This window comes from Bacillus thuringiensis, assembly GCF_001455345.1.
Classification (GTDB): domain Bacteria; phylum Bacillota; class Bacilli; order Bacillales; family Bacillaceae_G; genus Bacillus_A; species Bacillus_A thuringiensis_N.
Genome location: NZ_CP013274.1, coordinates 1,074,940 through 1,090,927 on the forward strand (window position 1 = coordinate 1,074,940; position 15,988 = coordinate 1,090,927).

Consider the following 15,988-nt stretch of genomic DNA (forward strand, 5'->3'; position numbering starts at 1 on the left):
TAGTGACAAGACTGCCAATTTTGGCAGTCTCTTTTTAGTGGAAGGTTTACACTTAGCAAACCTTAAGTTCTAATCGCTCTTTCTGACGAAGATGATGTGCAAAATGCATAGAAATAAGCTGGAACCATTCTGCTGCATGTAAGTAACCAAGCCCAGGGTGCTTTACCTTACAATCATCTGGAATAGAAGGAAGTGTTGGCTCTATTTTTTTTACAATTGTAATTAATTCTAGAAGCTGTTTCTGTACGTCTTCTTTATTAGCTGGGTTTTCTGGCGTATATCCAGGATGATCTGGTAATTTGATTTTTATGTCTGGGAAAGCTCCCATCATATATACCTTTTCTCCCATATCCGTTTTTTTATTAGTTGCAGAAGGCGCTTCAGTTCTGCATTTCGCGATTGCATCTAACTGCATGCGTGTAGCTGAAATTAAGTGATTATACATTTGACCGAGAGACCATTCCTCATGAGAAGGCTTCATCCTAAATTGTTCTATAGAGTACTTTTCTAATTCCTCTATGTAATACGTAGCTAATTCCTCAAATTTCTTCATATTGCTAACTCCTTTTTATGAAAATGTATTTGTTAATACCTACTATAAAGGAGGGCTACTGACAGCATTATGTCAGTAGTGAAATTAAAATTTTAACATTTTTTTTGCTTCATCACGGATTTTCTCAGAAAGAATTTTTGGCTCAAGTACTTGCACTTGGCTTCCCCAGCTCAATACCCATTGAAACACTTCGTCTATGTTTCTTGATTTCAACAAGACATGAAAGCCATTGTCGTTATGTTCGTATGAATCTATAAAAAAGTAGCGGGATTCAATAATCTTATGTGCAATATGAGATGGAAACAATAAATGAATCATAACAGTGCGATTGCTTTCAGGTTTGTAGTTTTGTAAAGAAAAGTCTTTCGGTTTCGTAAAGAATTCTTGTTCTTGCTGTAACGTATCCATACGATCTAAGCGGAAATTGCGTATTTGTTTTCGAAGTAAACAGTGGGCAACGATGTACCAAATTCCTGAAATATTGACTAAGCCATAAGGATGAACGGTCCGCTTTATTTTTGTAGTTTCTCTCGGTTTCCGATAAGAAAAAGAGATAGCTTGTTCTTTTTGAATAGATTCTTGCAATAGAAGAAGTTGATTTTCTAGTTTTTCTTGTTCAGATTGCTGATGTGAAAATATAGGAGAAAGGAAACGAAAAGTTTCTCGTAATTCCTGGGCTTTCTTTTGTTGATCAGCAGGGAGAACAATTTCAAGTTTCTCTTTTGCTGATCGTGCATGTACAGAAAAAGAAGAAGTAAAAGTTTTCTCGATATAATCACCGCCTAATAACAGAGTAACAGCCTCTTCAGGCGTAAGTTGAATAGGTGGTAAGAAATAACCATCCATTAATGAATAGCCGTGGCCGGGCATGGCGAAAAGTGGGACGCCAGATTCACTAAGTGCATCCATATCACGATAAATAGTTCTTATACTTGTTTCGAATTTTTCAGCTAAGCTTTGTGCGGTAACAGTTTGTTTTCTTTGTAATTCAATTAATATAGATAATAAACGATCTGTCCGATTCATGAAATATCACCTTCAATTTTTATAAATATGCCTACTGTAAACTTCTAAAAGCAATATAAATTCCCCTCCCATTAACAGACTTTTCCCTATGTATAATATTAATATAGTAAAATCATAACAACCCATATTGCAGTTTCCAATAATATACTATATAATCAATTTAAGAAAACGTTTTCATGCAAAGGGGGAGAATTTCGTGTCGACTATAGAGGACGTGGCGAAATTAGCGGGGTTATCAAGGACAACGGTTTCTAGGGTGATTAATAATCATCCATATGTTTCAGATGAGAAGAAAAAAAGGGTTCAATTAGCAATGAAGCATTTAGGCTTCGTTCCTAATTCTGCGGCGAGAAGGCTTCGTAAACAAAAAACGGAAACAATTGCGGTGCTAGTTCCAAGGATTACAAATCCTTTCTTCAGTAGATTTATTGAAGCAATCGAGATTGCTGCTTCTGAACATAAATATAAACTGATTATTTGTCAAACAAGATATTTACCGGAAAAAGAGATGGAGTATTTACAATTATTATCTACGAAACAAGTAGATGGGATTATTCTATGTTCACTAGAAAATCCGTGGGAAGATGTAGAGCCATACTTACAGCACGGTCCAATCGTGTTATGTAATGAATATATTGAGGAAGCAAACGTTCCAACAGTGAAGTTTGATCATGCGCAAGGAGCATACATAGCTGCTAAGCATGTGTTAGAACAAGGATATCGTAATCTTATTTTTTGTCGTGGTAACGAAACCAAAGTTGTTAGCCAACAGCGAAAAATGGGCTTTTTACGTGCCATAACGGAGAAGAGCCGCCAAGTAGAAGCGATTGATTTTCTTGAAAACGCTTTCTCATGGGAAGATGGAAAACGAATATTCCATGAAGTATTAAAGGACAAAAAAAATCCTACCGCGATTTTGGCAGGAGGCGATGAGGTAGCAGCAGGAATTATCTCAGAGGCGAAACGCCATGACTGGAGCATTCCAGATGATCTCGCTGTTATCGGTTTTGATAATCAAATTTTATCACAGATTACAGAGCCAGGTATTACGACAATTGAACAGCCAATCGATGAGATGGCCCGAAAAGTTGTCGACCTGATGATGGATAAAATCCATACGAAAAATTATCGAAAAAAAGAATTGTATGAGTTTGAACTGGAGCTCTTGGTGAAAGGTTCAACGATGAAGGATACGATGTTATTAGCCTAGTAGACTATGTCTGCTAGGTTTTTTTCTGTTCACAAACTACTATTCTTCGTGAACGCAGTCATCACATTTGTTATGGTATGCTTCGTGCTGCTCATCAATTTCTTTCCCGCAGTGCGCACAAGTTTTCGTCGGTAAATTTCTGAAGAACTCCATTGGTTGATCGATCATGTCAATCCCTCCATTTCCATTTCTTACTATCATTGTATTAGTACAAAAAACAAAAGTCAACAACTGTTTTATAACAAAATTGAAAATTAATGAAAAAGTTTAGGAAATGGATTATAGTTAACAATGTAGGAAGTAAGTAAAACATGCATTCCTACTCGGTTTTAGAAAGGATGGATACATATGAAAATGACTGTTGTCGGCTTTTGGGGCGGCTTTCCAGAAGCGGGAGAAGCAACGTCGGGGTATTTGTTTGAACACGATGGTTTTCGTTTACTTGTAGACTGTGGCAGTGGTGTACTAGCACAGCTTCAAAAATATATAACACCATCTGATATAGATGCAGTTGTATTGTCGCACTATCATCACGATCATGTTGCAGACATTGGGGTATTGCAATATGCGAGATTAATTACGAGCGCGACAAAGGGACAACTACCAGAACTACCAATATACGGTCATACGTTTGATAAGAATGGCTTCCATTCTTTAACGCATGAACCGCATACGAAAGGAATTGCGTACAATCCAGAAGAAACACTTCAAGTTGGACCATTCTCGATTTCGTTCTTAAAAACTGTTCATCCTGTTACATGCTTTGCGATGCGTATTACAGCGGGTAGTGATATCGTAGTATACAGCGCTGATTCCAGTTATATTCCTGAGTTTATTCCATTCACGAAAGATGCTGATCTTTTCATTTGTGAGTGTAATATGTATGCACATCAAGAGGCTGCAAAAGCAGGACATATGAATAGTACAGAAGTAGCAAGTATTGCAAAAGATGCAAATGTAAAAGAACTTTTATTAACGCACTTACCGCATACAGGCAACCCATCTGATTTAATAACAGAAGCAAAACAAATTTTCAGTGGCCATATTACGCTAGCGCATAGTGGCTACGTATGGAACTCATGAGGTGATACGATGTTATTTATTGATAATAAAGGAATTACAGATCCTAGAATAAACTTAGCAATTGAAGAATACTGTGTGAAGAACTTAGATATTAACGAAACTTATTTACTGTTCTACATTAACGAGCCTTCGATTATCATTGGTAAAAACCAAAACACAGTAGAAGAAATTAATGCTGATTATGTAAAAGAAAAAGGTATTCATGTCGTTCGTCGTCTATCAGGCGGAGGCGCAGTATATCACGATTTAGGAAACTTAAACTTCAGCTTTATTACGAAAGATGATGGAGATAGTTTCAGCAACTTCAAAAAATTCACAGAGCCTGTAACGAAAGCACTTGGTAAATTAGGTGTAAATGCAGAACTAAGTGGTCGTAACGACATTTTAGCTGAAGGCAGAAAAATTTCAGGTAACGCGCAGTTTTCAACGAAAGGTCGTATGTTCAGTCACGGTACGTTACTATTTGACTCTGAAATCGATCACGTCGTATCAGCGTTAAAAGTAAAAATGGATAAAATTCAATCAAAAGGTATTAAATCAATCCGTAGCCGCGTTGCGAATATTACAGAGTTCTTAAGCGAAAAAATGACGACAGAAGAGTTTAGACAACTCCTTCTAGAAACAATTTTCGAAGGAGAAACAGAAATCCCAACGTACGAATTAACAGAAGAGGATTGGAAAGCAATCCATAAACTTTCTGAAGAGCGCTACCGCAATTGGGACTGGAACTACGGAAAATCTCCGAAGTTCAACTTACAACATTCACACCGCTTCCCAGTTGGACAAGTTGACGTTCGTCTTGAAGTGAAAAAAGGAACAGTAACAGAATGCAAAATTTACGGTGACTTCTTCGGTTCACTAGATGTGCATGATATTGAAGAACGTCTAACAGGCGTACAATTTGATAAAGATGCATTCACTGCAGCTTTAGAAGGCGTAGATATCGCACGTTACTTCGGTAATATTACAACAGAAGATTTCTTACATTTATTCTTCTAAAAATAAGGGAGGCTGCCGTAACGGACAGTCTCTTTCTTTTTGCGTAGATTGTCATGTTTTGTCGGTAAGTCAATATATTTTCAAAATCGTTGATATATTTCGAGTTACGGTAGATATACTTGGAAAATCGCTGATATATTTCGAGTTACGGTCGATATATTCGAAAAATCGCCGATATAATTTCATATACCATAAAATCACAGGACATCTGCCTCTTATAAAGGAATATATATATTCAAAAGGAGGCGGATCGAGATGAAAAGAGTATGTGCGTTGTATTATTGCTCGGCTTAATCATCGGAATGACAGCTTGTAACGATGAAACGTCCTCAAGTCGCATACTTTTATCCCACTTTAATGGGCAGTAAGACCCCCACCTTAAAATTCAGCAAAAGCAAAGAAGTTAGGTGGGGGATCAACTGCCCATAAAAGTCCGATTGGTTCAACTAATAATCAGTGGGGGATGAAGAAACACCCCACTGATTAAAGTTTCACTTTATCGATTGGAAAGCCAGCGAAAGATAATGTTATATATTTTACGCATACAGATAACAGACGAAAGATACAGGAAATACAAGACATGTTTCAAAATAAGAAGTGGAAAAGAAATGAAACATTCAGTACTGTTAATAAGACACCAGATGTCGTTTTTTCAATAGATGAAGACAATACAGGGTTACCGACATTATATGTTACGGTGTATTTTCATGAAGATGGAGCGGACGCGATTAACTTGTTTGGAGAGCATACGACGTTAAATAAAGAGGAACTTACTAAAATTAGAGAAAAGATGAGTGCATATTATCCTAGAATGATTTTTGGTCTAGTTTCATAAATTACTTGCAAATAAAATTCCCTTATCCTTCCAAAGTAAATGAAGAGGAGGTGATCTGTTTATATGCAGTTAATGGAATAACACTTGCCACTTTAATTTTCTTTTAATATAATTAATTTAGAATTTTTAAATATTCTAAATTTTATAAAGGTGGGGTTTGTGTGAATCTCGTTCAATCTTTGGCTGAAACGGCGAAAAAGAAGGGGGATAAACCGGCTTATATATTTATGGATCAGTCGGTCTCTTATGACCAATTAAACAAAATGGTCACGAAGTTTTCTAGCAATTTAGCAGAAATGGGCATTGGAAAAGGGGACAATGTCGCATTAGTTGTTGGAAATTCACCACATTTTTTGGTCGGTTTATACGGAACAATGAAAGCGGGAGCAACTGTTATTCCAGTTAATCCAATTTATACAGCAGACGAAATGCATTACATTTTACAAAATGGAGATGTAAAAACAATCATCGTACTCGACGTCCTACTACCTGTTATACAATCTCTTACAACTAGACTTCCTTCACTTGAAAACATCATCATATGCGAAACCTCATCAGATTTTAACCATACAGAAACCGAAAAAATGAAAACGTTTACTAGTTTTGTAGGAACCGGAGATACAACTTACGAAGGTCCTGAACTAGATGAAGAAGATGTAGCGGTTATTCTATACACTTCAGGCACAACTGGAAAACCAAAAGGCGCTATGTTAACACATAAAAATTTATATAGTAATGCGAGCGATGTGGCGTCGTATTTACAATATACTGCTGATGACCGCGTCGTTGCGGCATTGCCGATGTTCCATGTATTTTGTTTAACGGTGGCGGTAAATGCACCGATTGTGAACGGGGCGACTATTTTAATGTTACCGAAATTTAGTCCGAAAGAAGTATTTCGTATTTGTCGTACGTACGAACCGACGATTTTTGCTGGTGTACCGACAATGTACAATTATTTATATTTATTCGAAGAAGCAAGCGCAGAAGATGTGAAGACGCTTCGCCTCTGTATTTCAGGTGGTGCTTCAATGCCTGTTGCTCTTCTACAAAACTTTGAAAAACGTTTTGACGTTATCGTTTCAGAAGGATATGGTTTATCAGAAGCATCACCAGTTACTTGTTTCAATCCTTTAGATCGCCCACGTAAGCCAGGATCAATTGGCACAAATATTTGGCATGTAGAAAATAAAATTGTAAATGAACTTGGGGAAGAAGTACCAGTCGGCGCAGTCGGGGAATTAATTGTTCGCGGGCCTAATGTTATGAAAGGATATTATAACGCGCCAGAAGATACAGCAGCGACATTAAAGGACGGCTGGTTGTATACAGGAGACTTAGCGAAAATGGATGAAGAAGGTTACTTCTATATCGTTGATCGTAAAAAGGATATCGTCTTAGTTGGTGGTTATAACGTATATCCTCGTGAAGTAGAGGAAGTATTGTATACACATGAATCCGTAGCAGAAGTTGTCGTAATCGGTGTTCCTGATGAAAACTTAGGAGAAGCAGTGCGAGCTTACGTCGTTTTGAAACAAACGAACGTAACAGAAGAGGAACTTATGCATTACTGCACGTTACATTTAGCGAAGTATAAAGTGCCAATGAGTATTGAGTTTTTAACAGAATTGCCGAAGAATACGACAGGCAAGTTGCTGAGAAGAGCTTTGAGAGAAAAAGCGATGCAAGTTTAAAAATAGGGGCAACCATCTGTATGAAGATGGTTGTCTTTGTATTTCTTAGCATTGGTTAAGCTATGGTGCCATATATTTAAACCGTAATATGACTAATAAGGAGGAGATATAGGTGGAGCAGAAGGAATTACGCTTGCAGCGAGTACAATATCTTATTTGTGACATTATGGATGAAATGAATACTGAAAGTGAGAAGAAAAACTTAGAGATTTTGCAGCAAGTCATTGATCACCTTTCAGGAGCGATAGGTGATTTAGTTGATCCATCAAGCTCATATTCTATCGATTATTTAGAACGTAAAGTTCATACGGCGCATTATTTACTTTTTAAAAATGAGCGGAAAGCGTACTTATGTAGGAAATAATATTATTATTTTTATTTGACATTGATAATCATTATCAATATGATAGTTATGTTGGATATATTCATATAAAGGGAGATGTCATATTGATAATGATTAAGAAAAAATATATTAATGCATTCGTTATAGCGGCAACTTTAGCAGTTCCATTTAGCAATATTATGGCACCAATCGCGAAAGCTGACGCAGCGGTTGAAATGAAAGCAAATAGTAAACTAGCAGATGGCACGTATGACGTTATTTTAAAGACTTATAAAGATCAAACGAATGAAACATCTGTTGCTTCTACATATTTAAAAAATGCAAAAGTAACGATTCAAGGTGATAAAAAAATCGTTACGTTAACAGTTCAAGATAGTAGCTATTTCCAGTATCTTAGAGTAGAAGATACGAATAAAGTAGGGACATTCCATGATGTAAAAGTGATCTCCGAAGATAAAGCAAATAATGGCACGAAAGTTATTCAATTTGAAATTGATGAGTTTTCGAAAAAATATAATATGCAAATGCATATATTAATTCCAGCAATTAAATATGATCATAAATATCAAGTACAGTTTGAAATTGATGCGAGTGCAATTGAACAGAAACCTAAATTCTCTGACGTACCAACTTGGGCACAAGAGTCAGTTCAATATTTAGTAGATAAAGAGGCAGTACACGGTAAACCAGATGGTACGTTTGCACCGGCTGAAAATATCGATCGTAGTTCAGCTGCAAAAATATTAGCAACTGTTTTAGGATTAGAAATTAAGAAAGATGCAAAGCCATCATTCCCTGATGCACAAAGTCACTGGGCAACTCCATACATTGCTGCTGTGGAAAAAGCAGGTATTGTAAAAGGTGATGAGAGGGGTAACTTTAATCCAAGCGGGTTAATTAACCGTGCATCAATGGCTTCTATGCTAGTAAATGCATATAAATTAGAAAGAAATGAAAATATAAAACTACCGAAAGAATTTGCTGACTTAAACAATCATTGGGGTGCGAAGTATGCCAATATTTTAATCCAAGAAAAGATTTCAATTGGAACAGATAATGGCTGGGCTCCAGATAAAGCGGTAAGCCGTGCGGAAGCAGCACAATTTATTGCGAAGGCGGATAAGTTGAAGAAATAAATGAAATAGAATGAGAAATGAAGGCGCACAACGTTCACTTTTGTGAATGGATTGTGTGCTTTTTTATTGTGGGATTCATTAATGGAGTAGAGGTAGATAAAGTATTGCCTCTTTGGATAAGGGGAACCGATAAACTGTATTTAAATCTGTCAAATGATAAACATAATATTATAATATAAAGTTAATCATCTGTGAATAACTATTATAAAAATGTTGTTAAATTGTCGGATTTTGTGCACAAAATCTTCAAAACTTTAAAACTATATTTACTTTACTCTTTCGTTTGTTTAAATTGTGATATGTAACATTATATATGTTAAAAATATTTCAGCGAGGTGAGTTTATGGAAGCAAAGAAATGGTATAGGTACTTAATACAACTTATTGTAGTTGCATTAATCGTTACCTCCATACCACTGAATGGATTGGCAGAAACGGCACCACCGTTTACACCATCTCCAAATTCAGAACAAAGTCCAGAAGTAGAAAAGAAAGAGGAAAAGGAGTTACCAGCTCCACATCCAGATCAATTAAAGAAGGACAAAGCTAAAGCACAGGCGAGTCCGACAGAGATTGTAGAAGAAAGAACGGAAACAGAGAAAGTTTTCGATAATAATGATGGTACGTATACGAAAAAGGTATATACGGAACCGATTCATATTGAGAAAGATGGAAAGTTAGAAGAGGTTTCACCAAAATTAGTAGAAGCACCAAATGCAAAAATTGTAACGGAAAATACAACATTAGAACCAGAATTCGAGAAAAAAGCACAAGATGGAAAGTACGTTCAATTTAAAGTAAAAGATCATACGATTCAGTACAAATTAATAAGTGCCAATGGTGACAAAGGTGAATTGAAGCCATCACCAGTCACTGCAACACATGAAAATAATACAGTATGGTATAAAGGGATTTTCCCAAATATTGATTTAAAGAGTACGACGTTTAATGAAAATGTAAAAGAAGATTTTGTATTACGTGAATATACAGGACATCACATTTTTACTTTTGCATTAGAAACAGATTTAACACCGAGCTTACAGGAAGATGGTTCAATCGACTTCCAAAATGAGAAAAAAGAAAAAGTCTTCACATTACCGAAACCGTATATGAACGATTCAAATGTGGATCAACAATCAGGTGAGGCTGTAACGTCAGATGCGGTTCGTTACAATATTGAGAAGAAAGATGAAAAGACATATACATTAACTGTTACTGCAGACCCGCAGTGGTTACAAGCACCAGAGCGAAAATATCCGGTATATGTAGACCCGTCTGTTGAACTAGGTAACTTTGAAAATGCATACGCTGCAAGTGCCTATCCAACTGTCAATTATTCAGGAGGAAAACTTTGGGACTCAGGTCAGAATGCTTACACGTTAAAAGTTGGGTATTATGATGGCTCATCTGGAACAAACTTTGCATTTGTTAAGCCAAATGTTTCAAATTTAAAAGGTGCAAAGATTGAAGATGCAACATTCCATGCCTATACAGTTTGGCATTATTATGCGAATCAACCAAATGGTGTTTGGTTAGATGAAGTGACAGGTAGCTGGAATGTTGGCGGAGTGAACTGGAATAATAAACCGAACTCTGCAAATATTGCGCATGCCGATGTAACAAGAGGACAATGGGCAAAATTTAACGTAACAAATACAGTAAAAGCATGGGTGGAAGGCACAAAGCAAAATAATGGCTTTAAGCTACATGCAAACGGAAATGGACAAAACCATTGGAAGAAGTTTATTGCAGCCGAAAATGGAGCAAATGCACCGTACTTGGAAGTGAAATATTCATACGCAAAACCGAATAAACCGAGAGTACAAGCTTACTCAAATGGCAGTGGGAGTGGTTCAGGTCACTTCAATGTACAATGGGATGCAGTTCCAGGAGCAACAGGTTATAATATTGCCATTTTTAATGGATATGATTATGAATATATTCCTGTTGGGAATGTAACTAGTTGGACGACGAAAGATAAAAAAATATTCCCAACGCCAGAAGAAATTGCACAAGGGCGTTACTGGATACATGATGACGGGAAAGGTGCAGAAGCACCTACTAACCCAGGACAAATATATAAAAATGCTTATCAGGCAGGAGGTCCGTACGGGGATTATAGTGGAAGAAGTAGCTACTGGATTCGTATTGTGGCAGAATATCCATTTGGTGATAGTCCGCTTTCAGATGAAATAGTTCCATTTATTCCATTAGAACAAGTGAAGAAGCCAGACGGATCAGCCTATATCAATGCGACAGATCAAACAACTGGGTATGTCACATTAAAGTGGGATGCAGTTCCAGCGGCTGCAGGTTATAAAGTTTGGATTTATAACGGAAAAGATTATGAAGCGTTCGATGTAGGAAATAAAACGAATTGGACAACGCAAAATGAGAAAATTTGGCCAACGAAAGATGAAATTGCAAAAGGTCAATATTTACTTCATCATGATAAAAACGGTGCAGAATTAGCAGTTGATCCATCACCTGTGTATAAAAATTCTGGAGGGATCTATGCAGGTGCGAAAAACTATTGGTTCCGCGTAACGGCATATAGTAAAACTGGACATGCTGAAAGTGAAATTTCGCATGAGTTTGTACCTAGATTCTCCCAAGATTCTGGATTTATAGGGATGTTTGATTACTGGGCATCAATTCCTGTGTTAAATGGTAAAGTAAATGCTACAAATGGTAACTTTATCATGAGTGAGAAAGATATTACATTATCAGGGCGCGGACCGGATGTATCAGTAGAAAGAATGTACAATAGCCAAAGTAAAAAGGTAGGTTTATTTGGTACGGGTTGGTCTAGTGGATTAGAGGAGAGAGTTTGGGCTGACGGAAATGGAAACTTACTTTTAATTTCTGCTGACGGTGCGAATATTACTTTTACTAGAACAGGAGATAATAAGTACCAAGCTCCTACTGGTATATATTTAGAGATTAAGCAAGTATCAGGCGGATATGAAATAAAAGATAAAGACCAAACAGTTACTTTCTATAAATCTGGAGATGCACAAGGACGTATTGAGTATACAAAAGATAAATACGGAAATAAGACGACGTATGAGTATGATGGTGAATCACGTTTATCAAAAGTGAAAAACGCTTCTGGTAAAGAGTTAGTCGTACAATATGATGGAAATAATAAAAAAGCAGCAAGAGTAATTAGTCCAGATAACAAGACCCTTACATTTAAGTATGATGGTGATTTACTTGTTTCTTCTACAACACCAGAAGGAAAAGTATATAAATACGGATATGATAACGGATTACTAACATCTATTTATGATCCGCAACATACAGATGCAAAACCATATAAAACATCGTATGCATATGAGAATAATAGATTAGTAAAAATAACGGACCCATTAGGGAAAGCTACTACATTAGCATATAATACAGGTTCGAAGGAAGTTACGTTAACGAATCCTAAAGGACGTAAAACTGTTTATACGTATAACGATGCTGGAAATCCAGTGAAAACAGTTGAAGATGTGGGACGTCTGAATTTAACGACATCATATGAATATAATGCAAACAATTTAGTAAAAACAACAACACCTAAAAATCAAACAGAAACAGCGACCTATGATGGTAATGGGAATGTAACTTCTGTTACTGATGAAATGGGAACAGAGAAGTTTGAGTACAATAAAGATAATGGGATTATTAAAGCGACAGATAATGAGAATCGTGAAACAACAGTTGCTTATAAAGGAGCAAACACAGAAGTATCTGAAACAGACCAAGCAGCAAATACATCATCTTTCATGCAGTATGATCAATTTGGAAATCCAATTGAAACAACTAGAGAGCTAGGGACAGGGGAAAACCTGATTCGAAATCCAAGCTTTGAGATGGATATAACGAATGGATGGAAAGAAGAAAAAGGAAATAGCCAAGGGGCATTGAAAAAAGATGCAATCTTTGCACCTGGTGGATTGGGCGGAGCTTCATCGTTACAGATGACAGTAAAAGCGCAAAACGCTGGTTGGGGATACCATAGTGCGATTCAGGATATTGTAGTAGAACCCAATACAACATATACATTAAGTGGGATGATGAAAACATCATTAACGCATGCTGGTGCATTCTTTAATGTTCAGTTGTTAAAAGAAGATGGAAATCCACTTGAAGGTGGAAATAATTGGTTTGATACACGTCATAACAGGATAGAGGACGAGAAGGATTGGACGAATCGTCAAGTAACTTTTAAGACGACAGGCCAAACAAAAAAAGTTAGAGTATATCTACAAGTTGATTATAACCGAGCGGATTCAAGTGGTTCTGCATGGTTTGATAAGATTCAACTTGAAAAAGGAGAAGTGTCTTCAAGCTTTAATCCAATTGAAAATAGTAGTGTAGAGAATATGACGGAGAAAGGTTGTATTCCAGGATGGATTCGAGGTAATGGATCAAGTTGTGATCCGAAAGATACTTCCCATGAGGAAAGCTTTACAGGAGATTCTTCTATTGTATTAGAACGTAGCCAATATGGCGGTTCAGATGTAGGCTATGGTGCACATATACATTTAAACCAACAAAAAGCAGAAACAATTACATTGACAGGGATGTCTAAATCTCAGAATGTAGAAAATACTGCACCAGATAAGCTCTCACGAGATTACTCTATTTGGGCAGATGTGTATTATCAAGATGGTAGTGGTACGAACTATCAGGCAAAATTCCCAAGTGGTACAAATGATTGGAATCGTAGTGCGGTTGTCATTCCTGCTACTAAACCAATTAAGCGTATGGAAGTCTACCTTCTATTTAGAAGAGAGAATAAAGGAAAAGTTTGGTTCGATAATATTCGTTTACTAGAAGGTAACGCCCTTACTAAAAACGAGTACGACAACGATGGCAATGTTGTTGCGACGTATGATGAAGAAGGACAGAAGAATACATTCACATATGATGCATCAGGAAATAAAAAGAGCGAGACAGATGAAAAAGGAAATACAAAACTATATGATTACAACAAAGATAATCTATTAACGAAGGTTACATTGAAAAATGGTACTTCTGTAAATTATCGTTATGATCATAATGGAAATACAACAGAAAAATCTGTCATGTTTGGTGGGAAAACACAAACACACAAATATGAATATGATGTAGATAATAAAAATACAGTGTATATCGATGCGTTAAACCGTCGTATTGAAAACACGTACGATGAAAATGCAAACAAGATTAAAACAAAAATGCCAAATGGTTCAATTTTAGAAACTGTATATGATACAGCAGATCGCGTCATTGGTGAAAAACGTAATGGAAAAGATTCATTTACATTCGAACGTGATCAAAATGGACAAGTTACGAAAGTGAAAGATCTTGTCAACGGCGTAGAACGTACGAAAACATACGACAAGGCTGACCGTGTCACAAGCGCAACAGATAGCCGAGGCGGAAAAGTTGACTGGACATATCATGACAAAGCAAACAGTAAGACAGAAAAACTAAAAGAACAAACAGTAACGCAAGGTGGATATACAAATAAAGTATCGTATGACTACAACACGTTAGATCAAAACATTCGTGTGACGGATGGTTCTCAAACGTATCGATTTGACTACGACGATCAAGGAAATGTTCGTACGTATACAGCTGGAAATGGTTCAGGTTCGACGTTCAACTATGACCATGCGAACAAAGTTAAAGATTTAGTAGTAGGTACATCAAACAGTATTCTACTTTCTGAACGCTATGAATATGACCAATCGGGTAACCGTACGAAGATTAAACATGAAGGTGCGGGCGGAAAAGTAACAGAGACAAACTTTGTATATGATCCGATTAACCAACTATTAAATGAAGTATTATCAAACGGAACAAGTAAATCATACACATATGATGGATTTGGAAACCGTACAAGTGTGAAAGTTGTAGAGAATGGAAAAGAAACAAAGTCTATAGCAGCAACATTCAATGAAGGAAATCAGCTTGTAAAATTCGGAAATGAATCGTTAACGTATGATGCAAATGGCAATCGTACATCAGATGGAAAGTACAAGTATACATGGAATGAAGACGACCAAATTGTAGCTATCACAAAACAAGGTGAGAGCAATGCATTCGCAACTTATAAGTATGACGAGGATAATCGTCGTATTGAAAAGAATGTAAATGGTCAAGTAACACGCTACTTCTATGATGGAGACAGCATTAATCCATTATATGAGACAGATGGCAGTGGAAATGTTCTTCGTCAATATGTATACTCAACAAGTGGCACGCGCCTAGCGATGAAAGCAAAAGGACAAACGCTATACTATCACTATAACCCACGTGGTGATGTCGTTGCGATGACAAACCAGGATAAAGAAGTTGTAGCAACATATGAATATGATTCATGGGGTAACGTATTAAAGAGTGATACAAAAGGTATCGCAGTAGACAATCCATTTGGATATGCGGGATACATGTACGATAAAGAGATTGGTATGTATTACTTGATTGCGAGATACTATAACCCAGACCATGGTGTGTTCTTATCAGTGGATCCAGATCCAGGTGATGAAGATGATCCGGTTACAATGAATGGGTATACGTATGCAGATAATAATCCGGTAATGAACATTGATCCAGATGGGCATTGGGCAATGGCTGCCGGCGTATATTTTGTACCAGGGTTGGGGCAAGCGGCATTATTAGCAACTATAGCAGTTGGGGGAGCTTATGGTGCTTGGTATCTTGGTAAAAAATTAAAAACTAGAGCAAATAAGAGATCATGGGATCATATAAAAAGCGAACATGGACCTAAGTCTAACAAGACAATGCCAAATGGAGCTCCTAAGAGCAAGTTTAAAAATAATAAAACGATGAAGCGTACAACACGTAGTACCGGTAGAACAAAGGCAAAATATACTCAAGACGATGGATTAACAGTTCATATTAAAAAATTTAAAAAATGGGTAGGTACAAATACTTATGGAAGGAAAACGAAAAAAGTCAAAGTGGTCCGAAATCCCAAAACAGGAAGAATAGTGACTAGTTTTCCATATTAACATAAAAAAAGAATATTATTAGCTGAATTGACTACTATCATTGTTCCCCTCATTGTGTAAAATGAGGGGAATTAAATTATTATTAATTTAGTGGAGG

Annotated in this window: 11 protein-coding genes; 8 read left to right on the top strand and 3 right to left on the bottom strand. The window is 36.7% G+C overall.

The features are described from left to right. Positions 1 to 52: 52 nt before the first annotated feature. Complete coding sequence (locus tag ATN06_RS05710) at positions 53 to 553, bottom strand: DinB family protein (RefSeq protein WP_060629873.1); 501 nt, start codon at positions 551 to 553, stop codon at positions 53 to 55. 84 nt (positions 554 to 637) lie between these two features. After that, positions 638 to 1,579, bottom strand: coding sequence for a helix-turn-helix transcriptional regulator (locus ATN06_RS05715; RefSeq protein ID WP_060629874.1), 942 nt, complete (start codon positions 1,577 to 1,579; stop codon positions 638 to 640). A gap of 196 nt (positions 1,580 to 1,775) precedes the next feature. Between ATN06_RS05715 and ATN06_RS05720 the strand changes: the two genes are divergently transcribed. Beyond that, a complete protein-coding gene (locus ATN06_RS05720) occupies positions 1,776 to 2,789 on the top strand; it encodes a LacI family DNA-binding transcriptional regulator (protein ID WP_000103726.1) in 1,014 nt (337 codons plus the stop codon). Positions 2,790 to 2,828: 39 nt separating this feature from the next. Here ATN06_RS05720 and yhfH read toward each other — a convergent pair whose 3' ends face one another. Then, complete coding sequence (gene yhfH, locus ATN06_RS05725) at positions 2,829 to 2,957, bottom strand: protein YhfH (RefSeq protein ID WP_000567010.1); 129 nt, start codon at positions 2,955 to 2,957, stop codon at positions 2,829 to 2,831. Positions 2,958 to 3,137: 180 nt separating this feature from the next. On the opposite strand from yhfH, the gene ATN06_RS05730 reads away from it, so the two are divergent. The 7 genes from ATN06_RS05730 to ATN06_RS05760 all read left to right on the top strand — a co-directional run bounded on the left by ATN06_RS05730 (position 3,138) and on the right by ATN06_RS05760 (position 15,891). Then, on the top strand, positions 3,138 to 3,872 hold the full coding sequence (locus ATN06_RS05730) for an MBL fold metallo-hydrolase (protein WP_060629875.1): 735 nt from the start codon (positions 3,138 to 3,140) through the stop codon (positions 3,870 to 3,872). A gap of 9 nt (positions 3,873 to 3,881) precedes the next feature. Beyond that, the gene (locus tag ATN06_RS05735; RefSeq protein ID WP_060629876.1) at positions 3,882 to 4,871 is read left to right on the top strand and encodes a lipoate--protein ligase; all 990 of its coding nucleotides are present in this window, start codon (positions 3,882 to 3,884) and stop codon (positions 4,869 to 4,871) included. A 502-nt stretch (positions 4,872 to 5,373) separates the two neighbouring features. Then, on the top strand, positions 5,374 to 5,706 hold the full coding sequence (locus tag ATN06_RS05740) for a hypothetical protein (protein WP_060629877.1): 333 nt from the start codon (positions 5,374 to 5,376) through the stop codon (positions 5,704 to 5,706). A gap of 161 nt (positions 5,707 to 5,867) precedes the next feature. After that, a complete protein-coding gene (locus tag ATN06_RS05745; RefSeq protein ID WP_060629878.1) occupies positions 5,868 to 7,400 on the top strand; it encodes a fatty acid--CoA ligase family protein in 1,533 nt (510 codons plus the stop codon). A 112-nt stretch (positions 7,401 to 7,512) separates the two neighbouring features. Further along, positions 7,513 to 7,764: a hypothetical protein gene (locus ATN06_RS05750; protein ID WP_060629879.1), complete on the top strand. Its 252-nt coding sequence runs from the start codon at positions 7,513 to 7,515 to the stop codon at positions 7,762 to 7,764. An 89-nt stretch (positions 7,765 to 7,853) separates the two neighbouring features. After that, complete coding sequence (locus tag ATN06_RS05755; RefSeq protein WP_060629880.1) at positions 7,854 to 8,879, top strand: S-layer homology domain-containing protein; 1,026 nt, start codon at positions 7,854 to 7,856, stop codon at positions 8,877 to 8,879. A gap of 343 nt (positions 8,880 to 9,222) precedes the next feature. Further along, on the top strand, positions 9,223 to 15,891 hold the full coding sequence (locus ATN06_RS05760) for a DNRLRE domain-containing protein (protein WP_060629881.1): 6,669 nt from the start codon (positions 9,223 to 9,225) through the stop codon (positions 15,889 to 15,891). Positions 15,892 to 15,988: the final 97 nt, after the last annotated feature.